Origin of the sequence: Sphingobacterium sp. UBA5789, from assembly GCF_002418355.1 — a bacterium.
Classification (GTDB): Bacteria; Bacteroidota; Bacteroidia; order Sphingobacteriales; family Sphingobacteriaceae; genus Sphingobacterium.
The window spans coordinates 518,147-542,253 of record NZ_DIDX01000001.1; the positions used below are offsets into that span (position 1 = coordinate 518,147).

Annotated in this window: 17 protein-coding genes and 1 tRNA gene; 6 read left to right on the plus strand and 12 right to left on the minus strand. The window is 38.4% G+C overall.

What is annotated here, in order from left to right; translation table 11 throughout:
• Window positions 1–148: 148 nt before the first annotated feature.
• A complete protein-coding gene (locus tag B4B65_RS02195; protein ID WP_293913007.1) occupies window positions 149–4,132 on the plus strand; it encodes a hybrid sensor histidine kinase/response regulator transcription factor in 3,984 nt (1,327 codons plus the stop codon).
• A gap of 7 nt (window positions 4,133–4,139) precedes the next feature.
• On the opposite strand, the gene B4B65_RS02200 is transcribed toward B4B65_RS02195, so the two are convergent.
• The 3 genes from B4B65_RS02200 to B4B65_RS02210 form a co-directional block, all read right to left on the minus strand.
• The gene (locus tag B4B65_RS02200) at window positions 4,140–4,970 is read right to left on the minus strand and encodes a hypothetical protein (RefSeq protein WP_293913009.1); all 831 of its coding nucleotides are present in this window, start codon (window positions 4,968–4,970) and stop codon (window positions 4,140–4,142) included.
• A gap of 87 nt (window positions 4,971–5,057) precedes the next feature.
• Entirely contained in the window at window positions 5,058–5,960 is a 903-nt protein-coding gene (locus B4B65_RS02205) for a hypothetical protein (RefSeq protein WP_293913011.1), read from the minus strand.
• Window positions 5,961–5,967: 7 nt separating this feature from the next.
• Window positions 5,968–7,257, minus strand: coding sequence for a tetratricopeptide repeat protein (locus B4B65_RS02210; protein WP_293913013.1), 1,290 nt, complete (start codon window positions 7,255–7,257; stop codon window positions 5,968–5,970).
• A gap of 288 nt (window positions 7,258–7,545) precedes the next feature.
• Here B4B65_RS02210 and B4B65_RS02215 point away from each other — a divergent pair, with 288 nt between their 5' ends.
• Both B4B65_RS02215 and B4B65_RS02220 read left to right on the plus strand, forming a co-directional pair.
• Window positions 7,546–9,459, plus strand: coding sequence for a histidine kinase (locus B4B65_RS02215; protein WP_293913015.1), 1,914 nt, complete (start codon window positions 7,546–7,548; stop codon window positions 9,457–9,459).
• A gap of 18 nt (window positions 9,460–9,477) precedes the next feature.
• Window positions 9,478–10,224, plus strand: a complete 747-nt coding sequence (locus B4B65_RS02220) for a LytR/AlgR family response regulator transcription factor (RefSeq protein ID WP_201681344.1) — start codon at window positions 9,478–9,480, stop codon at window positions 10,222–10,224.
• 137 nt (window positions 10,225–10,361) lie between these two features.
• Here the strand turns inward: B4B65_RS02220 and B4B65_RS02225 are convergent, their stop codons facing one another.
• The 4 genes from B4B65_RS02225 to B4B65_RS02240 all read right to left on the minus strand — a co-directional run bounded on the left by B4B65_RS02225 (window position 10,362) and on the right by B4B65_RS02240 (window position 14,592).
• Window positions 10,362–11,060, minus strand: a complete 699-nt coding sequence (locus B4B65_RS02225; protein WP_293913018.1) for a class I SAM-dependent methyltransferase — start codon at window positions 11,058–11,060, stop codon at window positions 10,362–10,364.
• 2 nt (window positions 11,061–11,062) lie between these two features.
• Window positions 11,063–12,091, minus strand: coding sequence for an ABC transporter substrate-binding protein (locus tag B4B65_RS02230; RefSeq protein ID WP_293913020.1), 1,029 nt, complete (start codon window positions 12,089–12,091; stop codon window positions 11,063–11,065).
• Between the two features lie 4 nt (window positions 12,092–12,095).
• Window positions 12,096–14,255, minus strand: a complete 2,160-nt coding sequence (locus B4B65_RS02235; RefSeq protein ID WP_293913022.1) for a TonB-dependent siderophore receptor — start codon at window positions 14,253–14,255, stop codon at window positions 12,096–12,098.
• A gap of 265 nt (window positions 14,256–14,520) precedes the next feature.
• Window positions 14,521–14,592: transfer RNA gene (locus B4B65_RS02240), tRNA-Glu, on the minus strand.
• A 152-nt stretch (window positions 14,593–14,744) separates the two neighbouring features.
• Between B4B65_RS02240 and B4B65_RS02245 the strand changes: the two genes are divergently transcribed.
• Window positions 14,745–17,243 carry a family 20 glycosylhydrolase gene (locus tag B4B65_RS02245; RefSeq protein WP_293913024.1) on the plus strand — a complete coding sequence of 833 codons (2,499 nt, stop codon included), beginning with the start codon at window positions 14,745–14,747 and terminating at the stop codon, window positions 17,241–17,243.
• Between the two features lie 38 nt (window positions 17,244–17,281).
• Here the strand turns inward: B4B65_RS02245 and ytxJ are convergent, their stop codons facing one another.
• The 5 genes from ytxJ to B4B65_RS02270 all read right to left on the minus strand — a co-directional run bounded on the left by ytxJ (window position 17,282) and on the right by B4B65_RS02270 (window position 21,864).
• On the minus strand, window positions 17,282–17,614 hold the full coding sequence (gene ytxJ, locus B4B65_RS02250) for a bacillithiol system redox-active protein YtxJ (protein ID WP_293913026.1): 333 nt from the start codon (window positions 17,612–17,614) through the stop codon (window positions 17,282–17,284).
• 12 nt (window positions 17,615–17,626) lie between these two features.
• Entirely contained in the window at window positions 17,627–18,385 is a 759-nt protein-coding gene (locus B4B65_RS02255) for a hypothetical protein (protein ID WP_293913028.1), read from the minus strand.
• A gap of 228 nt (window positions 18,386–18,613) precedes the next feature.
• Entirely contained in the window at window positions 18,614–19,105 is a 492-nt protein-coding gene (gene ribH, locus B4B65_RS02260; RefSeq protein WP_201681350.1) for a 6,7-dimethyl-8-ribityllumazine synthase, read from the minus strand.
• A 72-nt stretch (window positions 19,106–19,177) separates the two neighbouring features.
• Window positions 19,178–19,858, minus strand: coding sequence for a tetratricopeptide repeat protein (locus tag B4B65_RS02265; RefSeq protein WP_201681351.1), 681 nt, complete (start codon window positions 19,856–19,858; stop codon window positions 19,178–19,180).
• 89 nt (window positions 19,859–19,947) lie between these two features.
• A complete protein-coding gene (locus tag B4B65_RS02270) occupies window positions 19,948–21,864 on the minus strand; it encodes a polysaccharide biosynthesis protein (protein ID WP_201681352.1) in 1,917 nt (638 codons plus the stop codon).
• Window positions 21,865–22,023: 159 nt separating this feature from the next.
• On the opposite strand from B4B65_RS02270, the gene B4B65_RS02275 reads away from it, so the two are divergent.
• Together B4B65_RS02275 and B4B65_RS02280 are read left to right on the plus strand one after the other, a co-directional pair.
• On the plus strand, window positions 22,024–23,235 hold the full coding sequence (locus tag B4B65_RS02275) for an alanine dehydrogenase (RefSeq protein ID WP_002997700.1): 1,212 nt from the start codon (window positions 22,024–22,026) through the stop codon (window positions 23,233–23,235).
• A gap of 4 nt (window positions 23,236–23,239) precedes the next feature.
• The gene (locus B4B65_RS02280) at window positions 23,240–24,106 is read left to right on the plus strand and encodes an alpha/beta hydrolase (protein WP_293913032.1); all 867 of its coding nucleotides are present in this window, start codon (window positions 23,240–23,242) and stop codon (window positions 24,104–24,106) included.
• Window position 24,107: the final 1 nt, after the last annotated feature.

Here is a 24,107-nt window from a genome sequence, read left to right on the forward strand (position 1 = left end):
TACGTTTATATTTGGTTATTATAATTACATAAAAATCAGCAAAGCAATATTGTAACTTCAATCACAGCGTCTCAATTTTATATCATATCGTATCAGTAAAACTATTTTTTGTCCTTTTATTGATTATTTTAGTTTAAAAAAGTAGAAATTGAAAAGAGTTATCTTTAATTGTGTGGTTTGTATCTTGCTTGTAACGAGCGTTGTACAGGCGCAGCCTACCTATTTTAAGAATTACCAGACAAATGATGGCCTTTCCAATAATACCATAACATCTATTACACAGGATCAACAGGGTTTTTTATGGTTTGGTACCAGAAATGGATTAAACCGATTCGATGGCAACCGATTTAAAATATTCAGACACGAAGTTTCCGATATACGGAGTATAGGAAGTTCTTCTATACTGAGTTTACTGACCGACAAGAAAGGAGCGATGTGGGTAGGCACTACACAGGGTGTCTATCTTTACAATCCTGTACAAGAGAATTTCAGTCTTTTCAATAAGATACCTTTAGGAGAGGTCAGACTCATAAAAGAATCCGGTGGTTTTATCTGGCTTACCTCCAATAACAAACTTTACAGATACAATCCTTCTGACGCAGGAATAATACCAGTTGAACGTGAAAAAGGAGAGATTATTGCGGCTACCTGTAATCTTGAGGGTACGCTTTGGATTGTCAATAGCAAACGTGCTGTAAAGCGCTATAATCCAAAACTTAACAAGTTTATTGAAATAAATCTGCAATCCATCCCCGAAAATATCCGATCTAATATTAAAACGGTTTACGGGATCCATGACTCTCTTCTGATTATCGGAACGACCAATACAGCCTATTTATTTGATTTAAAGCAAGGAAAACCAATTGATTTATTTTCGCAGATATTTCCCAAAAAAGTAATTCAGATCAATAGTATTATTCAGCAATCGGCATCCGTATTCTGGCTCGGAACGGAAACCGGAATTTATACTTATGATATGGAGACGGGAAGTATACATCATATAAAAAAGGATCTTCTTAACCCATTTACGATATCTGATAACGTTATTGTAGATTTCTACAGAGATAAGGAAGGTAGCATCTGGACAGGCACTTTTTTCGGGGGATTGAATCAGTATATCAATCAGTTTGACAATTTTAAGAAATATTTATCCGGTTCCGGGAAATCGGCTCTTTCGGGAAATATAGTACATGAGATTATTAAGGATAAATTTGGTAATTTCTGGATTGGGACAGAAGATGGCGGACTGAACAAGATCAATTCCCAATCTGGCCTGATTCAGCATTTTATTGCTGATGGAAAACCGGGAAGTATCACGCTGACGAATATCCATGGGCTGACAACTATGGACGATGAATTGTGGGTGGGTTCGACATCACACGGGCTCGATATTCTGGATATCAAGACTGGCAAACTGAAGCGCCACTATAATGCAATAGGAGAGGGAGTTTTGCAAAGTAAGTTTGTTGTTTGTCTGTATAGAACGAAAGATAACACGATGTTGGTCGGGACTGACCGCGGCTTGTATGCATATGATAAAAAGAAGAATAGCTTTAAATTGTTACCCGTCAAATCTGCCTGGATACAGGGGATACATGAAGATACAGACGGAATACTTTGGATCAATACATATGGAAGTGGTGTGTTGATCTATAACCGGACATCAGGAGTTGTACATGAGTTGTATAGTGAGCAGGGCAAATCAAATACATTAATCAATAATTATGTAAACGGATTATTTGAGGATAGCAAAAAAAATATCTGGCTTTGTACAGAAGGTGGACTTTCAAAGTATAACAGAAACGGACATTTTACCAATTATCCTGCTGTGGCAGGATTGTCTTCCAATCAGGTGTTCAAAGCTCTGGAAGATGATAACCATACGATATGGATATCTACAGGTAAAGGTTTGGTCAGACTGGAAGAGAATAATTCCAAAAGCGTTACCTATACGGCAAGAGATGGCCTGCCTACAGACCAATTTAATTACAACTCTGCATTTAAAGATACAGACGGAACATTATATTTTGGTACGATTAAGGGCATGGTCAGTTTTAATCCTGCAAGATCCATTAAAAATCATTTCGTACCTCCCATATTTATCAGCGATATACAAATTAACAATGCTGATGTACCTGTCAGGTCAGATGGATTCCTGAGACAATCTATCTCTATGTCCGGACTAATCAGACTTACCTATGATCATTCAAATATCAACTTTAACATTGCAGCATTAAGTTATGTGTCTCCTGAGAGCAATGCGTACCGGTATATCATGGAGGGATATGATAAAGGATGGACAGAGACCACCGGGAATCAGAAGATTTATTACAACAAATTACCTCCGGGGTCGTATACATTTAAGTTCACCGGTGCCAATAATAATGGGGTGTGGAATAAGGAAATAAAAGAATTACGAATTATTGTTTCCCCTCCCTGGTGGTTTTCTACCTGGGCCTACCTGCTGTATTCATTGACAATTGGAACGATCATTTTTCTCATTTTAAGGTATTATTTTTTATGGATCAAGTCCAATAATACCCGTAAAATGGATATCTATGAGCGGAGAAAAGAACAGGAGATTTACAATCTTAAACTGGAGTTTTTTACCAATCTGGCACATGAGATCCGGACACCGCTCACGTTGATCAGGATGCCATTGGAAAAAATCATACGTACACAAAAATTTACAGATAACGAGACTGTCAGGGATTTGAGTCTGATCGAAAAAAACACCCTGCGACTTATACGCCTGACCAATCAGTTATTAGACTTTAGAAAAGCAGAAAACAATAATATGAGCCTTACTTTCACCAAAACGGATATAAATGCACTATTGTCCGAAGTATTCAATGATCTGAACTATCTGGCAAAAGACAGATCATTACAATATGAACTTGCTTTACCCCGTATAAGTCTGACAGCTTATGTAGATGAAGAAGCATTTAGAAAAATACTCACGAATCTGATTCATAATGCTATTAAATATGCCGATCATGAGGTTAGGGTAAAGCTTCTGCCTTTCAATAGTGACGATATCATGTTTAACATTGAGTTTAGAAATGATGGTAAAATAATACCATCAGATAAAAAGGAAAAAATATTTGAGCCTTTTTACAGGATTAACGACACACAAAAAGGTACGGGGACGGGTATTGGTCTGCCACTTTCCCGTTCATTGGTGGAGTTGCATAAAGGAGTGTTGTCTCTGGTTCATACAGAAGAATCCCTAAATCTCTTTCTGCTTTCCTGCCCTATTTTACAGGAGCAGTCGTTAGATATAAAAGCTCTCGATGAGGACTCCGGAGATACAGAAGATAATACATCAGAAAATGAATACAATAGCGAAGACACTGATAAACCGGTTATTCTGCTTGTAGAAGATAATAAGGAAATACTGGCCTATCTCAATAAGGAATTAAAGGTGAACTACACTATCCTGAGAGCTACCAACGGGGCGGAAGCTCTTGATATTCTCGATAGTAGCAATGTGCAGTTGGTGCTGACTGATATTATGATGCCGGTCATGGATGGATTGGCTCTGTGTAAACGAATCAAGACAGATCTTCTGTACAGCCATATTCCGGTGATCTTTCTTACAGCTAAAAATGCTTTAGATGCCAAAATTGAAGGAATAAAAACAGGCGCAGATGCTTATATTGAAAAACCGTTTTCAATGGAGTATTTACTTGTACAAATACGTAATACACTAAAAAACCGAAAGATTATCCGAGCATATTTTACCAATTCTCCAGCCTCAAAGTTAACGGATATCAATGTTTCAGCGAAGGATAAAGATTTTATCAGCCAGCTCAATACTGTTATTTACGACAACATTTCGGATATCGATCTGAATGTAGAAGAACTGGCTAAGTTAATGAATATGAGCCGGCCTACTTTATATCGCAAGATTAAGGGCCTGTCTGATCTTACGCCTAATGAACTGATCAACATATCCAGATTAAAAAGAGCTGCTGAACTGCTTCTACAAAAAGAATATAATATCACTCAGATAGCAACAATGGTGGGTTACAGCATACAATCTAATTTCTCGCGTGATTTTCATAAGCATTATGGTGTGACACCCAGTGTTTATATTGCGACCAATGGCTCGGAATACTCCGGATCATAAACAGATATTATTTTGATTTTCGGAGTTGGAAAAATGATTTGTCCGATTGAAGAATCTGATAAGTACTGTTCAACTCTTTATCATCTGTTGCAAAGTGTAAAGTAGTATCATTGACCATGTTCCACGTGCCGGAAAATTGCAGGGTATCATTGGGTATGTTCTTTTCACCAATGGATGGCCTTCCATCTTTATTTCCATGTTGAATGATCTTTGTCAGTCTGATCTTTCGATCATTACAGAATTCCAGATAATTGAATTTACGAATTGTCCCTTCAGGTAAATTATCGGGACCGAAACTGCGGAGGTAGTTGTCCGTGTATTGTTCATACAAGCTGTAAAAATTCTGAAATTTTGAGGTTGTATACAACTCTCTCATTTTTGAATGCACCAGATATAAGGTGTCCAGTTGCTTATTTGCACTTAGTAACCATTCCCCTTGTAATACTTGAGGTATGTTTATCTTTTCATTTATTTTCCTCAGATAGATATTTCCTACATCCATTTTTGCGCCTTTGCCCCTGCCGCCTCCGTATCTGCTGAACATTTCAATCTCATCAGACTCATATCCGGGTTTTTCTATGATTTCACCTACATGCATAGGTGGGGCTTCCATGTAAAATATTTCAGTAAGAAGAAAGGCATTATATCTCTGCTCCGGTAAAACAAAATTTCCCAGGCTATCTGTTACAGCTTCTCCGACATGACAATCCGGTATCGGATTATTATTGTAATCCAGGACTTTCCCTGTAATCTCCGGTCTTCTTAATCTGGAAATACAGGAAGTGAGCAAGACAAAAGTCAATGCAAACAGAATCGTAAACAGTCGTTTTTTGTTCATCTCGTTATGATGTATGAATATGTGGTCGCAGTATCACAAATAAAGAATTCAATCTATAAATTTACTGCTTTCATTTTCTATTTTCTACTATTCCTGATAGTAGGTTTTGAATTTCTGTAATTTCACATCGTACATAATCGCCAGCTTTACATCTTCACCCCGGAGAATGATTCCATCTACAGGAGCAAGGGTAAGTTCTGCAGTATTCATGATTACTTTTGCATCTTTTTTGAAAGAATTGATCTTCATTTTGTCGGAATAATTTTCTGAAAATGCCAGGTACTTTTCCTGCGTTGCCGTGTTGGTACAAATAATAAGCAATCTGCTTTTTTGCTTTTCATTATTATCCGTGATAACGGCTACATCCTTTTTTCCATCTGCATCAAAATCTCCAAAGCAAATTGTTGACTTTGCCCTTTCTGCATTTTGTGTAATGCTATAGGTTGTACCATTGCTGTAATTTTCGGATAGCAATAGCTTTTTAGTTTTCAAATCAAGCTCACTAAATGGTGAAAGAGAGAAGTACTGTCTGTATTCTTCATATTGAGATTCCGGGACGAGTATTTCGCTGCTGATGAGCAGAGGTGTTTTGGAAAAGGAACCGGAAGAAGATCGAAGATAGATAAAGGATTTCTCCGCATCTGAGCGATCCTCATTTACAAATACTTTATCGCCGAATCTGAAATGGCGTCCGTTAACTGTTACGGGTTGGATAAGGTAGCGCTCACTGTATGCTGTCGGTTCTTCATCAATGTCAGAAGGAGACGGATGTTGTCTGATAATATTTTTTTGGGTACTGTCAGCGTGTAGTGAATCTCTGCTTAAACTGTCAGTTTTTTCTTTTTTCACTTCTGTTAAAGGCTTCTTTGCGTCCTTTTTATAGAAAAAATAACAGGTAGAGGCACCGGCTAGCAGGAGTAAAGTTATAAGAATAACAATCCTTTGTTTACGACGGTTCTTATATGTTAGTAGAGGTTTCTGATGTTCCATAATTTTTTTACTTAGGTATTTCTTTGATCATCTCTGTCTTGACCTGACTGTCTGGAAGTGCATATATAAATCCTTCTATCAGGGGCAAAGCATCTTTCCTGTTTGCAAATGTTTGTTTAAGTTTTTTTGCTATCTCCTGAAATGTAGGAGGTAAGAAATCGTCCTGGAGCAGATTTGAGGTACTTGTATGAAGCTTCTCTTTATCAAATAGTGTTGAAAATATCCCTGTCAACTCTTTAAGTACTGATGTGTCATGCTGTTTGGACTTACTCCATTGGCAGAGATACTCATCCAGAGCAAGATAAAAGATTATTCTTCTTATTCGTTGATTTTGCCTGTAATCCTGCGTATTCTGATGATCATGAATCCACTTTTGAGCCATCACTTTTGCCTCAGCCGAATCCTTCAGCATATATCTGCTCCAGATTTTTTCTTCCTCATTCAAACCTTTATATGCATAAATCAGAACCTTAAAATTCTTTTTATAAGCAGGTTGTAACGGCAATATTTCATTCATACGACTCAATGTACCAGTCCATGTTACCGCTCTTTTATGTGCTGTATTCATGAGTGTGATATACAGATTTGTCATGCGTTGCCAGTCAGGATCCATAGGAATATTCTGATATGCTTTCAGGGAGAGTTCGTATAAATAAGATTGATACAGATTGCTGCGTTCATCGTCCATATTGATATCCTTAGCAACTGCCGATGTTATATCATACGATCTGAAGAATAATTCATAGTGTTCAATAGCTTTAGTCGGATCTCCCAGAGTCATGTAGCTTCTGGCATATAAACTTTGTACGTCTGCCGTTAAAGGAATAGTTGCGTTGTCGAGTATCTGAAGACAGGCATTTGTTTTTCCAGCATTATTTGCATGAGAAGCTGCATTAAATAGCGTGAGATCTGTTTCTTCAGTTTCCAGAGCTCTTCGGGCATAGTCGTATGCCCTTTCCCAGTCTTCCAGCTTCGCAAAGGCAGCACTCAGGTTTGTGAAATACAGTGCTTGCTTTTCCGGAGCGTATAATACTGCCAGTCTGAATTTTTCTTTTGCTTTCTGATAATCTTTCAGGTAGAAATATGAAGTCCCTGCATTGTTAAGATACCGGCCGTTTTTGGGAGCGATCTGTAGCAGTTCCTCATACAGACTGGCTTTTAGAACATTGTCATCTTGCCGGGATGCTTCTTCTATCTGATCTTCCAGTGTCTCCATACGTATACTGTCTTCCTTGCTGTATTGGGCAAAGGAAGTGGACAGCGTCATGATTAGTATACACGTAAGGATCAATTTCATATTATACATGATAAAACAAATATAAAGCCGTCTCTGTGTCGTGAAATGGGACGATCCATATCTGTTGCCTTCGGATCTATATCTGTTGTAATCTGTCCTTTATTTGTTGTAGTATACAAATATGACAGCATCCTGCACATATATAGGGTGAAAGCCATCAAATATTTACCCGCTATTTTTTCAGAAGTTTTCTATTTTTACCTTTAGATCAATTCCATATAAATTCGGCACAGAAAGCGAAATAGTCTGGTAGAGCTGTTTTTAGCTTTAGTTATAATTGTAGTACTTATGATTGCAAGAAAAGCATATTTTATTTTTCTGATTTTGTCTTTGCTGTTTTTCTTTTCCTGCAGGCAAAAGGAAGAAAGAAATCAGGATCAGAAAACAAAATCCAACGTAACCACTCAAAAGGATTATCTGTCTCTGATCATTTCTATGGATACGTTATCTTCAGGAGCCTATAAAAAAGTGCTTAACCGTGAATACAACCTGCTGAATCACAATACAGATACTGCTAATAATCCATTTTACCATTATTTCAAAGCAAGAATGTACATGCAGGACAAGCTGCGGGACAGTGCATTGATGGAATATGAAAAAATGAAAGGAAAAAGTCCGGATGATGATATTGAATTATTGAAAACAGTTAATATGCTGGATTATACAATCAATAACGGGGTGACAGTGAGTGCATCTGTGATGAAAAAGATTGTTAATGGACTGGAAACAGCGGAGCGCCGTCAGAGTCGTTTTATATACCGTTTTTACGATCTGCTAGCCAAGGCATATTTTCAGAATGATAATGAAAAGGTTTCCTTAGGATATGCGGAAAGTTATTATGAAAAACATCCGTATAAATCACACCCTGTGATTGAACAGCGCTATTATGATATTTCATTTTTGCTGGCCTCCCGTTTGGGAGATTATGAAAAAATGAAGTTGTATAATGACAAGGCCCGCAAGCTCGCCAAAAGCATACATGATAGTCTGGCTATAGCCCGCACATACGATAATGAAGCCCAGGTATACGTGCGCCAGATGAAATATGATAAGGCACTGGCGAGTAGCCGGACTTATTTTAATTACCTGAAAAAGACGAATAACCTGAATGATATTGCTTATAATAATCTGGCCACCAGCTTTATTCATAACAGGCAGGCAGACTCCGCAATCTATTATTATAAAGAAGCGATTGCATTTGCTAAAAAGAATCCCGCCGGAAAACAAAAACCTGTTTATTACAGAGGGTTGATTAATGCATATAAGATGGTGGAGGCTCATGTAGAAGCACTGGAAGTGGCTGAACAGGCTTATGATCTGGAATTGAGTAACCTGAAAGAGATTGATGCGGTGAAAGTTGCAGAAATACATGAAAAGTATGAAGCGGAGAAAAAGGACCGTAATATCGCAGAGCTGAGTAACCGGAATGTGCTCAATGAAAAGATCATTCAGCAACAACGGTGGACGCTTGTACTGGCATCCCTTGTTTTCATCGGTATATTGTCATTCCTGTATATTATCCAGCGTCAGTATCGCCTGAAAGAAAAAAATAAACTTTTGCAATCAGAAAATCAGCGATTGAATATTGAACAAAAGTTGCTTCAGGTACAGCTTAACCCTCATTTTATTTTCAATGCCATTGCCAATTTACAGAGTCTTATTGCGACCGGAGACTCCAAGGAATCTGTGCGTTATCTAACGGCTTTTTCAAGACTGCTTCGTAATGTGCTGGAACAAAACAGACAAGACTTTATTAGTCTGGAAGAAGAAATCACATCGCTACGAAATTATCTTGAATTGCAACAGATGAGATTTGTAGGGCTTTTCGACTACGAGATTAGTGTTGATGAAGATACTGCTGCCGAAAGTACCTTTATTCCTCCGATGTTGATTCAGCCATTTGTTGAAAATGCAATAGAGCATGGTTTCAGAAACATTCCATACAAAGGCTTATTGAAGTTATCCTTTAGTGTCAGAGATCAGCAGATGCAGATTGTTGTGGATGATAACGGTACAGGATTTACGGAAAAAGGTAAAAGCGAGCATAAGAAACAGTCTCTTGCGAGTATTATCCTTAAAGAAAGATTAGAGGTACTCTTTAAATCCAAAGGAGAAGAAGCAAAATTTGAAACACAGGATAAAAAACAATTTGGAGAAAATGGAGTAGTAGTACATATTGTAATTCCTGAAATGAAAGATTAATCTGAAAACTAAAAATATATGAAGCTTTATATTCTTGAAGACGAAACACGAATTCTGCAACATCTTTTAAAAGTTGTCCGGAACATCTCTTATGTACAAGTTGTAGGAACTTCTGCTGAAGTTTCCAAAGCCGCCAAAGAGATACCAGAACTGAAACCGGACATCATTCTGGCAGATATAAGACTGAAGGACGGCGATAGCTTTCAGTTGTTTGATGAAATTGGAAATGAAAATTTTCAGGTGGTTTTCTTGACCGCTTATGATCAGTATGCTATTCAGGCGCTTAATATGGGAGCTTTTGGTTACCTGCTCAAACCTATAGATGAGACGGCTCTGGAAGAAATTCTGGATAGATGTTATCATCACCGTACACAGGAACATTTCGATCGGCAGCAACTGGAAATTGCAAGACATCATTATACTAATCAAGGCGTTGCCAGTACAAAACGTATTGCATTGAAAAGCGTGGAATATATTGAAGTAGTGCCCATTGAAGACATCATGTATTGTAAAAGTGATAAAGGATATACCACTTTTTTCCTGAAGGATAAACGCGAAATCCTGGTTTCTAAAGGACTGATTGAGTACGAAGGTATATTGGTCCCTTTTGGTTTTCTCCGTTGTCACCAGTCTTATCTGGTCAATTTCCATTATGTGATCAAATATTACAGAGAAGGATTTTTGCAGATGCAAAATAATCAACAGATACCAGTGTCTAGCCGTAAAAAGGAAGAAGTACTGAAATATCTGGAGAATATCCTGTAAAATGATATTTATAGTATAGATATTCAGCGTATGACCCGCATTCCCGGTTTGTAATAATCTATCGTATGGGATAGTTTTTTGTGGATATTAAAGGTCTATCTGGTTATATGTTCATAATTTTCCATGATAATTTATAATTATTGAACTGTTTTGATTGCGTGTATATAAAAAAGTGTAGAATCGGCATCATCTTTTCCGGTCTCTATGTATTGCTGGGTTTTCCAGTCTGTACGTATAGTGCTAAAGCCTGCTTTTTGCAACAGCTCTATATCTTTCTCAGGACGTTTATATTTACTGATATCTAACTTGGATTTGATTGTGTTTGCTTCTTCCATAATGGCTGCAGGGTATCTTTCGTGTCCCTCCTGTGTAAAAATAGTTTGACCGAAGTCACCATCAAAGTTGAGGAACACACCTCCTGGTTTCAACACACGGAATGCCTCCTGATAACACTTCAGAAGATCGGGAATTGTCCAGGTCATAAGCCGGGTGAAAATGAAATCGAATTCTCCGTCAGCAAATGTTAATTGTTGTGCATCCATTATTTTGTAATTTACCGACAGTTTTAATTGGTTGGATACAGCTTCAGCCTCTCTAATCATCAGTGGAGAAAGATCTATCGCAGTCACATCAAATTCAGCTTTTGTTATAATATTGGCAAAATATCCAGATGCAGTACCTATTTCAAGCATCTTATTTCCCATATGTATTTCCTGCGTACGCAAAGATCTGAAAAAATCAACCCACCGATTCATTACAGGAGTATTCCATGCTTCTTCTTTTTCTTCCCGCCATAGCACACTTTGTTTGTCCCAATAAGACGCAATATTTTTCATCTTCATAATAAAGCTATAATTTTATCCGTTTTTTCTTTTCCGTATAATTGAATAAAAACCTGTTCTACCTGTTGCACAGAGTTTCCTTCTTTGTTAGGATATGCCCATTGATGTATTGCTGTCGCTGTACAAAGTGCCTTTAACGTGTGCGGGTTATAAAAAAACATAGGTAAAAGATTAAAGATCTGACGCTCTTTTATTGCTAAGATGTCGCTAAATTCTTTTCTCCCGTAGAAAAGATCAGGGCTGTCATTCCACATGACAATCATATCAGGATTCCAGCCAATTAAAGTTTCCGCATTAATATTTGGTTGATCTACCTCAAAAGGACAGACATTTTCTACACCTGCCATTTCAAGACACGCATGCATCATGCTGTTGGTTCCTGTTGTTGAAAAGACCCGGCCATATGCCCAGGCAAAATATACACGTCTTCTTTTTTCAACTTTCTCGGAATGTTTCTTCATTTCGTCCACTTTCTTTTCAACATATGCAAGCAGTTCTTCACCTCTCTCTTTCTTTCCGGTCAGGGCAGCGATATCTGTTACTGTTTTAATGACTTCTTTCTTTGAGTTTGCATTGATTGCATATACTTGTATTCCCGCATTTTTTAGTGTTTTGATAGCATCCTCCTGTCCGGCATGCATTAAAACCAGGTCTGGTGCCAATTGAATTACGCGCTCTATACTGGCGCCATTGTTTATGCCGGCTTCCGGAAGCTGCTTTTTTGCAATCCTGTCGTCCATTTTAGAATAAAATGGAAAAAGTTCATTGCTTGTATAAACGTCATTATAAATACCGGTTAGTTTACTTTCTGCATGCAGCATATACAAGGCGTCGAGTCCGGGTTCATAGAGGCAGATAATCTTTTCAACTGGTTTTTCCAGTACAACCTCATTATTCAGAGCATCAGTCACCTTAATATTGTTAGTCTGTACTTCCTTTGTTTGCCTGGAAGATGGATTATCGCAGCTGAATAAAAAAAGGCTGCAAGTGATAAGAATAGAGAGACAGATTATATATTTATTCATCATTTTATAGATTTACGCCCAGAGAAAGACGGGCATGTATAGGAGCCACCTGAACCCAGTAATACATATCTCTTGCACCGTTACGCCATGCTGTAGAATACATCTTGTCGTTCAATACATTATTTACAATCAGGTTGACCCGGTATTTTTCATTACTCCAGCCTGCACCGGCATCTAGCCTGAAGATATCTTTCAGATCAGCAGGTGCAACACTGCTAAAGCGCTCTGTCCTGCCGGACAATAGCTGATAACCCACTGATACGGTGAAACCTTTTATATGTTGCATTGGCAACAAGTAGTTAATCCAAGTGTTTTGTATGTGTCTGACTCTGTTGGGGGTAGCCAGTCCTATGGCAGTTGGATTTATTTCATCAGCTGTAATTTTGGAATCTGTATAGGCATAGTTGATAATAGCATTTAACCCTCTTGCCAGGCGCCCTTTCAAGTCAAATTCTATCCCTCTGGACTGGCTCTCGCCAGTCTGATAGATCAAATTGGAAGTTGGGTCAGGTGTGATCAGCCTGTTTCGCTCGATATGGTATACAGAAAGACTTGTATTCCATCTGCCTTCCATCCAATCCCGCTTGATTCCCAGTTCATAGTTCACACCTTGTAGTGGCTTCAGTGCATTACCATCTACTGCGAGCCCCACTTGCGGTAAAAAACTTTGATCATAGAGCGCATATAATGAGGTGTTAGCATCAAGTGAATAATTAATTCCTATCCTCGGCGTCAGTACCAAATCTTCTGAATCGCCCTTTGTTCCATAATCGTTGGTTTTTCCGTTAGAGACTGTCAGTCGCAATCCAAGAGAAACAAGTAGTTTATCATCCAGAAACATCAGTTCATCCATAAAGTATGCGGAGGCGTATGAAAGCTGACGACGTATTTTGTTCCCTTCGGATGAAATTATATTTTCGGAATCAAAATCTCCGCCCTTTCCATTATTTAGAATCGTCTGGGTATATACAGGATTGGATATGGAGAGGGGATATACTGTACTTGCGGTTCCCCATGTATCCCAATTTCTTGACAATTTACTGTTCACATCAATTCCTGTAATAATATGATGACCTACGGATCCTGTTCTGAAATGCCCGTTTATATAGAGTTGTGAAGAAAGTACACGATACTTGTTTGAGTCATATACCAGATTGCGGTCCAGTATATCTATATTATCTTTATTGGCACTATTTACCCAAAATAATGTACCATTGTATCCACTATTTATATAGGCAAGTTTTGCTGTAAACTCCCACTCTTTTCTAAATCTGTTTTGATAGGTCAGGAATGCATTATGATCATTTCCAATAAATGGTCTGATACTGGGATCGGTAATGGTGAAATCAATGGGAAGTGTTCCGAAACCGTAGGGAGACATCTGGGCTTCACTCAGGAGCAGATAGTTTAGTTGCTGGTAAATATATTCGGCAGTCAGTGAAGACCGTTCACTGAATTTGTAGGTTAGTGATGGCGCAAATATCATCCTGTTGTTACGATCATACTTAAGAAAACCATTGGCCCGCATCGCCATAGTATTTATACGATATTGAATCTTGTTATCCTTATCCAGTTTTCCATCCAGATCAACTGCTGCCCGTAATAGCCCGAAGCTTCCTGTTAACAAGTCAACACTTCTTCTGGTTTCTCCGCGGGGTTTTTTTGTTACAACATTATAGGAACCGGAAGGATCGCTGATGGCATGCATAAATCCACTAGGTCCTTTTAAAAATTCAACACGCTCTATAATCGAAATATCGTCCCCGATCGGGCCTTTTCCTAAAGGACGCATATCCACACCATTGCGTTGTGCGCTGATATATCCCCCTCTCGAATAGATGTCAGGAGATATGCCATTATGCAATTCTTCACGGAGAGTTCCGCTTACATTCCTTGTCGCCGCTTCATTCAGATTGCTAATCCCCTGATCCTTGAATACCTCACTGTTTATTACCTGAATATTTTGTGGCGCTTTCAGTAGCAAGGCTTCCAGCCTTAATCCCTCAGATAGCTGTTTAGCATTATAGCGCTTATAATATTTAGATGATATTTCGATTTCATCAATATGCAGGGATTTAAGGGAGTCGGTAGGAAGCGTTTGTGCAGAAAGAAAATATGGGAATATCAGAAAAATACCAGCAATTAATTTTTGAGTTTTCAACATAAAAAAAGGTCTTAATAAAGCAATAGAGACAGAGTCAAAAATAAAAGTATGACATTAGAATCTTCTAAGTTTAATATTAGAATAGAATTAGAGAATGAAAGGGGGGGTGAGATAACTTTTGGGAGTTCAACTTTACTTATTTACGAATAAGAAAAAATAAAGTATAGATTAGTAAAATAGATAATGACGTGGATGCTTAAAGGAAAATCCATTTTTGATTGTAAAAGAAAAAAGCACCAATCTGATAAGATTGATGCTTTTTCTGTAGCCCGTAGGGGAATCGAACCCCTGTTTCAAGAATGAAAATCTTGCGTCCTAACCCCTAGACGAACGGGCCTTTTTGTGTTTCGGTGTGCAAATATAGAAACATCATTTTATTATGCCAAATAAAATTGAAAATATCTTACTATTTTTTTTAATTGCAAGGTCTTTAACCAATTTTGTGTATTTTAATGCGTTAAAAATCAAAGATCATAGCGATATAGAAATATGAGAAATAAAAATTGGGCAAGTCTGGCTGTAAGTATATTGATGGGATGTTCCTATCAGGTACAGGCGCAGGATATTGCCTTAAATAAATCCTTGCAGGTGAATTGGAAGATTGATGATACCAAATCTATTGATGAATCTTCCAGATCCATGTTTATTGTCAAAAATATAGGTAAGAAACCTGTGAATCTTAAGGATTGGACATTAATGTTCAATTACTTGTTTTTGGTAAAAGAAGACAAAGGAAATACAAATTACAGGATAGAGCACCGTAACGGAGATCTTTATGCTTTACAGTTTCTTCAGTCCTCTTATCAGGAAATAAATCCGAATGACTCCTTAATATTATCTTTCGATGCTATTGCTCCGTTAAGGAACACAAGTAAAGCACCGGGAGGTCTTTATTTTATTAATCAGAAGGGTAAAATATATGATGTCCCTCAATATACAGTGTTAGTGCCTAAGCGTGCTAACAGTGAGGTACTGGAAATATTAGCTAAACAATATGAGTTCAATACGAAAGGCAATACCCAACAAGGGCAACTGATCCTGCCGACTCCTTTATCTTTAAGCAGAAATGCAGATAAGACATTTGCCATACCTTCAAAACTGGCTGTAAAGGCGGATCCTGCTTTCCGGGCAGAAAGTAGCATTTTCGTTAACGATTTGAAAAACCTGGGCTATAAATCATCATTATCCTCAGCAAACGATGCTACAGTCCGCGTGGAGAAAGCACAGGGCATGGAGGAAGAAGAATATACATTGACTATTGACGGAAGTGGAATTCTTATCCGGGCTTCATCTGCTGCTGGAGCATTCTATGGTTTACAGTCACTGAAGTCTGTACTTCCAGTGGTTTCGAATAGTGCTGACATTACGTTAACACATCTCCAGGTAAAGGATAAGCCCCGATTTAAGTATCGCGGATTTATGATGGATGTATCCCGAAATTTTCAGGATAAAAAAACGGTACTGAAGATGCTGGATGCAATGGCTATGTATAAACTGAATGTTTTTCATTTTCACTTTACAGAAGATGAAGCCTGGCGCATTGAGATCCCGGGACTGCCCGAACTTACTGAAGTCGGAAGTCAGCGGTCAGCATCTTTTGCGGATGGACGTTCTTTACAACCTGCATACAGATCCGGAGCTGCAGGTAAAGGGAGACAATATTATACGACAAAAGATTACATTGAGATTCTTCAGTATGCCAAGGCCAGACACATCACAGTGGTGCCGGAAATCGAAACTCCTGGTCATGCACGTGCTGCGATCAAGTCTATGCAGGCACGTTATGAAAAATACATGAAGCAAGGCAATCAGGCAGAAGCAGAAAAATATCTGCTGTATGACTTACAGGATAAATCAGAATACAATTCTGCACAAAACTGGAACGATAATGTCATGAATCCGGCTTTAACGTCGACCTACACGTTTATCGGAAAAGTCGTGGATGAACTCAAAGCTATGCATAAAGCTGCCGGGGTGGAATTAAAAACCATTCATCTCGGAGGAGATGAGGTTCCTGTAGGTGTTTGGGAGAAGTCTCCGAAAATTGCTGAATTGATGAGTCGGGAAGGGTTTAAATCTGTCAATCAGGTTTGGCCATATTACGTCAACAAGATCAATAATCTGGCACATGAAAAAGGATTGATCATGGAAGGTTGGGAAGAAATGGGGATGCATAATGAAGGAAAGGGAATGGTCGTCAATCCTAAATTGGCAGATCAGCGTATTCAGGTAGATGTCTGGAATAATCTTATCGGCGGAGGGCAGGAAGATCTGGCGTATAAATTAGCCAATGCAGGTTATAAAGTTATATTTGCCAGCGCCAGTAATTTCTATCTGGATATGGCCTGGGCACCGTTATTTGAAGAACCGGGACTGAACTGGGCAGCGTATATCAATCTGAGAGAAGCCTATTCATTTGCTCCCGAAAACTTCTTTTTAAATGTATTGGAGATCGCAAAGGGAAAAGCAAAAGGTGCAGCATATTTTAAACCCAAAGAAAGGCTTACTGCAGTCGGAAGAAAGAATTTTCTGGGTGTAAAGGGCGCTCTTTGGGCGGAGACCGTCGAAAGTCCTGCGCATCTGGAATACCTGATTTTCCCACGTTTTATGGCGGTAGCTGAAAGAGCCTGGTCACCGGAAAAGAAATGGGAAGTAACAGATACTTATGATGTCAAAGATTTTGACAAGGACTATGCTTCGTTTTCAAAAAAGCTGGGTACTGTAGAGTTACCGAAATTGGATAAATTAAACGGAGGTTATCAATATCGCCTGCCTGCTGTAGGTGTCAGGATTGAGAATAGTAATGCATTGATAAATATAGAATACCCTACAGGAAGTGTTCGTTATACCACAGATGGCACAGTGCCTACAAAGACGGCTTCCCTAGTGGAAAATGGAATGCTCAAACTGGAGAAGGGGAAAACCTATTCTTTACGAGTCTTTAGTTCTACCGGACGGGAAGGAAAAGTAATCCGGTTTACTTACTAACTTACATCATAAAAAAATGGCTCTNNAGAGCCATTTTTTTATGATGTAAAGAATTTAGCAATATCCGCCATATCTATATCCTCATGTGAGGCATTATATAAGGCTTCAGTTCCTTTTACAATCAGTACCTGAGGAGATTCATGTCTGATGTTCCATTTCTCTGCAATTGCATTAGAAACATCTCGGTGTGCAATCAGATCCAGATAAAAAATGCTCGCACCTTCAGGCAGTAAATCTTCATTAAATTCCAGAGATCTTTTTGCCATGCTGCTTACCGGGCATCGTGTACTATGTTTGAATATAGCATGAATCTGATTATCCGCTATGATTTCATCTAATTGGGGTATTGATGTTATGTTTTTCCAGTTCATATTACAAAAAATCTAAAGAGTTGTAAACTTTGTTAATTCCATATCAACAAAAGCAGCTACGGTGCTGAATATGACACTTTTGCTGTTATCATTGAGTGATTTAAAAGTCGTGGGAAGAATCAGTCCGTCACCTATATCTTTAAAATTATCTATCAGATATTGTACACTATCATCCTCTGTATTAAGCTCCCAACGGCGAATTTTACCGCTTTCAGAATTAAAGAAAAGTTTGCCATTCAGCCTTACATTAAGATCTGTTGTAGAATTTACTGTTACAACGGTTAACTTTTCCGCATCGACTATTTTTTGTTGAGCATCTCCGGTTTTGAATTGCTTACTTCCTAATACAGTAGGCAGAAACAGCAATGATACATCTTGTTTAAACTGCTTGGTGATCAAAGGGAAATTTTTAGCTGAAAAATTGTCCAGATTGGTCTGTTCTACTTCATTGACATAAAGCTTACGTATCTTATTCGTCTTATAATTAAATAAGAGTGTAATTTCATCACCTGAAGAAGTAGCGCCTTCAAACCGGCAATCTCCGTTCTGTCTGTTGATTAAAAATTTCCGTGGATTTTCAATAAATGTTGAGGCGTTATTGCCCGCTGCCGAAAATAAAATAAAATGTGTATCATCCCATTTGCTTTTTCCTCCGATTCCTTCCCACAATTTATTTACAGTAGGAGTAGTATCCTGTCCGGAGCTAAGTTTGGGAAATAAAGCAGATGATAAAAGAAGGGTGAAGTATAATAATATTCTGAATGTTTTCATATTATATTCAAATTGAGTAGATGCGTTATTAATCATTGTAACAATTAATAACACATTCGCATAACCACAGCAAAGTGATTATCTTGTTCTGTGCTTTTTCTTAGGGTAAGAACTATATGCGGCACATTGCTGTGTCGATGAACAGGAAGATAGGATAGTGGATCCGATAAAGAGAATCCCAACTACTAAAATAAAATAACGTTTCATCGTTTTTAATCTTTTAATTCATTAGGCATACTTTGCACTGATATGAGCCATCTGTATAGCTGTAATTGCAGCTTCTTCACCTTTATTTCCATGAATACCGCCAGCACGATCCAGGGCCTGCTGTAAATTATCCGTAGTCAATACACCAAAGATAACCGGTTTCCCATATTTTAAAGAGGCATTAGCCACACCATTAGCCACTGCGTCGCATATAAAATCAAAATGTCTGGTTTCTCCCTGAATAACACAACCTAGGCAGATTACAGCGTCAAAATCTTTGTTTCTCAATACTATATCCGCACCGGATATAAGCTCGTAGCTTCCGGGTACTTCTACAATCTCAATATTGCTTTCTAAAGCATTATGTTTCAACAGTCCTTCAACGGCTCCATTTAAGAGCGCTCCGGTTACCTGAGCGTTCCACTGAGACACTACGATTCCGAATTTGAATTGCTTTGCGTCACCGACCTGTATATGAGAAAAATCGGATAAATTTTTAAGATTACTTGCCATATAAATACAAATATAATGAAAAAGGCTGCTATTAGCAGCCTTTAAATTTTTAGTACCGGAGTTTAAAGCTTCTTATTGCTCAGCTTTTACACGAGCGATCAGACCTTCGATCATAGCTGCTTCCTGGCTTTCAGGGTAATTGCTTTTAATCTTGGTATAAGCTTCTTCCGCTTTTTTATTTTCTTTTAATTGCTCATATACCAGTCCTAGTTTTTTAAGAAACAGGGGAGCTGTGTATGAGTTATCAGCTTTATCAGCCGCTTTTTTGTAGAAAGTAGCCGCTTTATTATAGTCTTTTTGCTCTGAATAGGCATCACCTAACATTCCAACAACAAGCGGATCCAGAATCTGACTACCTGTGTCAGAATATTTTTCAAGCGCTTCGATCGCTTCTGCAAATTTGCCTTCTCTCAAATACAGACCTCCAAGGTATGCATTTGCAATATTAGCAGATTTGGTGTTCGAATATTCTTCAGCAATTTCTTTGAATCCCGGATAAGCTCCGTCTCCGGAAATTGCTCTTTTCTGTAACGAATCATCTGTAGAAGCAGCATATTCTTCTGCTTTGAAGATTTGGTTAGCAGCTTTTTCGGCACGAGGAGCCAAATAAAGTTTTTGATATCCAAAATATAACACTACCAATACAAGGATACCTCCGATTATGAAAGTAATGCTTTTTTGGTTTTCAACGAAAAATGAACCTTTTTGAGGTTTATATGCAGTTTCCGCTGCACGGGTTTGATTATTTGACATTTTCAAAAAATAAAAATTCGGAACGCAAAATTACACTTTTAAAAATTATTTGCAAGTGTTTTAGATTTAAATTATTAAGGATGATTAAGTTATTGAATCTGAATGTCCTTTTTGTCTAAAGCCTCATAAATGGAGTTCTGACTCTTGAATTCCGGCACAATTTGCTTCATTTGTTTGACAATATTGGTCTCGTTTTGTGTTTTAATAATCGTGAAAAGAGTATCTAACTCACTCTGTACAAAAGAAAAGTCATTTTCCCGGACTTTGGCAATCATAATCTTTTCATGATGTGTAGCCATCGTATTTTCAAGGTCATTCAGAAGCTCTTCATAGAGTTTTTCTCCCGGACGTAAGCCTGTAAATTTGATTTCAATATCCTGATTGGGGACAAATCCCGATAATTTGATCATTTTTTCAGCCAGTTCAACGATTTTTACAGATTTTCCCATGTCAAATACAAAAATCTCACCGCCGTTACCCATATTACCCGCCTCAATAACAAGCTGACAGGCTTCCGGAATAGTCATAAAATATCGGGTAATTTCCGGATGAGTTACCGTTACAGGGCCTCCTTTTTCGATCTGATCTTTAAACCGTGGAATAACGGACCCGTTAGATCCCAGAACATTTCCAAATCTGGTTGTAATAAAACGGGTATGTTTCTTCTCTGATTTCTCCAGATGGTTATTCAGGGATTGTACATATATTTCAGCTATCCGTTTTGTAGCACCCATAATATTTGTTGGATTGACTGCTTTATCAGTCGATACAAATACAAATTTATCAACTCCGAAATCTACAGCAAGATTTGCCAGATTAAAAGTGCCCAATACATTTGTTCGAACTCCCTCAATAGGATGGTTTTCCATCATAGGTACATGCTTGTATGCTGCAGCGTGATAGACAACATGTGGTTTGAACGTGTCGAACAGATTCTTCATACGTTCATAATTTTTCACATCCGCTATAAAGCTGTGATATACCTGATTTTTATAGAGATCCTGAAGATCCAGCTGCAGATTATGAAGAGGAGATTCGGCCTGGTCGCAAAGAATAATCATTTGCGGATCGTATTTTCCAAGTTGTTTTGAAATTTCACTCCCTATAGACCCAGCTGCTCCGGTTACCAGTACACGTTTGCCCTTCAGCTGCTCCAGAATATTATTGTTTGATATTTTGATAGAATCACGTTCTAACAAATCTTCTATTTTTATTTTTTGAATCTGATTAGGATTAAGGTCTCCGTTGATGATTTTTTGTACAGGAGGCAACGTTAATACATTAACATTATGCTCCAGGCAGATATCCGTGATTTCATTCTTGCGGGTAGCAGGGATGTTATGAGATGCAATAATAAGCTCTTCCACATTTAGTTTCGGGATCAGCTTGTCTAAATCATCAGGTGAATAAATCTTGACGCCATCAATTGATTTTCCGATTTTCTGATCACTGTCGTCCAGATAGCCGATAATAGCATTTGCTGCTCTCAGATCATGATCCATTGTTCTTTTGACTGCGATACCCAGATCACCTGCTCCGAATACCAATGTATTCTTTTTGCTGTCCTGCGCTACTTTTGTGTATTGAAAAAATACCTTTATAGATGTTCTGTAGATAAAAAGACAGACAAAAGCGAATAACGAATACAGAATAATAAGATTAGTCGGTAATATTGTCGGAATACGCATGGCAATCAGGAATAATTTGATTGCAAAGAGTACAATTACAATAAACAATACTGTTGATAAGAATCTGATGGAATCTACAGCGCTGGTGTAGCGGATAATGCCCGTATGTGTTTTGAAAATCAAAAAAGCAACAGCCGTTATTGACATGCAATACAGAAACTCCATGGCCAGAGCCGGTCTGTAAAATGCTTCCAGAGAGAAGTTATAAAAGACAGAATAGGCTAAAAAAAAGGCAAATGAAGCACAGGCAATATCAAAAAGAAAAATTATCCAACGAGGGACAATGCTCAGTTGATTGACTGAATTTAAAATTTTCATGTGTTATAGGGTGGGTAAAAATTTATACAAATCTAATTTTTTTTAATATCCAAATTACATTTTATATGCTAATATTGTACCATATTATGAAAAGCGAGCATATTTATTATAATAAAGCTTAATAAATGCCTAAATTAGTGACAGATAATTTTTGAATAAATGGGTAGTATTTCCAAGATCGCTCAACAGGCAATGATGCAGCCTCAGGAGGCATTAATGGCTGTTGGCAAATCAAAAAACAGTCTTACCATAGGCATTCCGAAAGAAGTATCCTTTCAGGAGAACAGGATCGCCCTGACTCCGCTGTCTGTGGCTTTATTGATTGAAAACGGACATAAGGTCATTTTAGAATCGAATGCCGGTGCAGGATCTAATTTTTTAGACCAACATTATAGCGAACAGGGCGCATTGATCGTCTATAGCAGTGAGGAAGTGTATAAGGCGGATCTGATCATTAAAGTTGCCAGTCCGACCTTAGAAGAGGTCAGTCTTATGAAAACGGGGCAGGTATTATTCTCTTCGCAACAGCCTTCTATGATGGATCTGGCGGTCTTGCAGTCTCTGATTAAAAAGAAAGTTACGGCATTGTCCTATGAGTATTTACAGGACGAAGGTTGTCATCTGACCGTGGTACGTGCGATGAGCGAGATTGTAGGAGCTACAGCCGTCCTTATAGCAGCAGAGTACCTGAGTAATGTGTTTGATGGTAAAGGACTGATGCTTGGTGGCGTTACGGGTGTTCCGCCCACAGAAATGGTTATTATCGGAGCAGGTACTGTGGGTGAATTTGCGGCACGTACAGCAATAGCACTTGGGGCACAGGTCAAAGTATTTGATAGTTCCGTGTACCGCCTCAGAAGACTACAGAATAACGTAGGCAGCAGAGTGTTTACTTCAGTTATCCAACCCATCGTGTTGAACAAAGCTGTACGATCCTGCGATGTCGTCATTGGAGCATTAAGAGCTGTAAACGGTCGCTCACCCTGCATAATTTCAGAAGAGACTGTTTCGCAGATGAAACCCAATTCCGTACTGATTGATGTGAGTATAGATCAGGGAGGATGTTTTGAAACTTCAGAAGTAACCAGCCACGATAAGCCGGTCTTTCGTAAATATGATGTGATTCATTACTGTGTGCCTAATATTGCTTCCCGGGTTGCCCGTACAGCGACATACGCACTTACAAATATTTTTTCACCGATCTTACTGCAGATTGGTGAGGCAGGGGGGATGAATAAAATGATCTGGGCTAATCAGGGAATCCGCAGTGCCATATATCTGTATCAGGGCAACCTGACGAATAAGGATATGGCAAATAAATTTAATCTCCCTGCCAAAGATCTGGATCTTATTATTGTTTCCAATCTGTAAGTCTATGAAAATCTTAATGGTAATAAATCTTGTATTGATGATTGCTTTGCGTGCTGTAGCTCAGGAAAAAATTCCCCTTTATCCGGACGGAATTCCAAACAGTAAAGGGGAAAATAGTGAAGAATATCAAAAAAATATTCCTGAATTATTTATCTATAAACCCACTGTCGCAGATAAGCACGTCGGAATATTAGTCATACCCGGAGGTGGATATGCCCATGTGGCCATCGGGCATGAGGGTCATGATGTGGCGCGTGAATTGAATAAGAATGGCTATACAGCTTTTGTATTAAAGTATCGGTTACCCAGTGATCAGATTATGGAAGATAAGAAGATCGGGCCGCTACAGGATGCACAACGCGCTATGCAACTGATCCGGGAGAACCAGCAGGTACTGGGAGTAGATATTCACAAGCTAGGTGTAATGGGCTTCTCTGCAGGCGGTCATTTAGCTTCTACATTGTCCACACATTACAGAAAGGCATATATTACAAATGATATGCATACAGATCTCAGGCCGGACTTTTCGATTCTGTGTTATCCTGTGATCTCTATGGATACCACCATTACACATGCGGGATCCCGTAAAAATCTGATAGGTCAGAACCCTGAAAAAGAAGATGAGATCTTATTTTCCAATGAGCTTCAGGTTGATAAAAATACAGCTCCCGCTTTTCTGATGAGCGCAAAAGATGATAAGGCAGTACCTGTTGAAAATATGTATCGCTATCAGCGGGCATTACAAAAATATAAGATTCCCAATGAAGTGTTTACTTACGAAAATGGGGGACATGGATTCGGACTGAACAATAAAACAAGTGAAGTAAAGTGGTTAGTTTCCTGCCTGGCCTGGCTGGAAAAATTAAAATAAC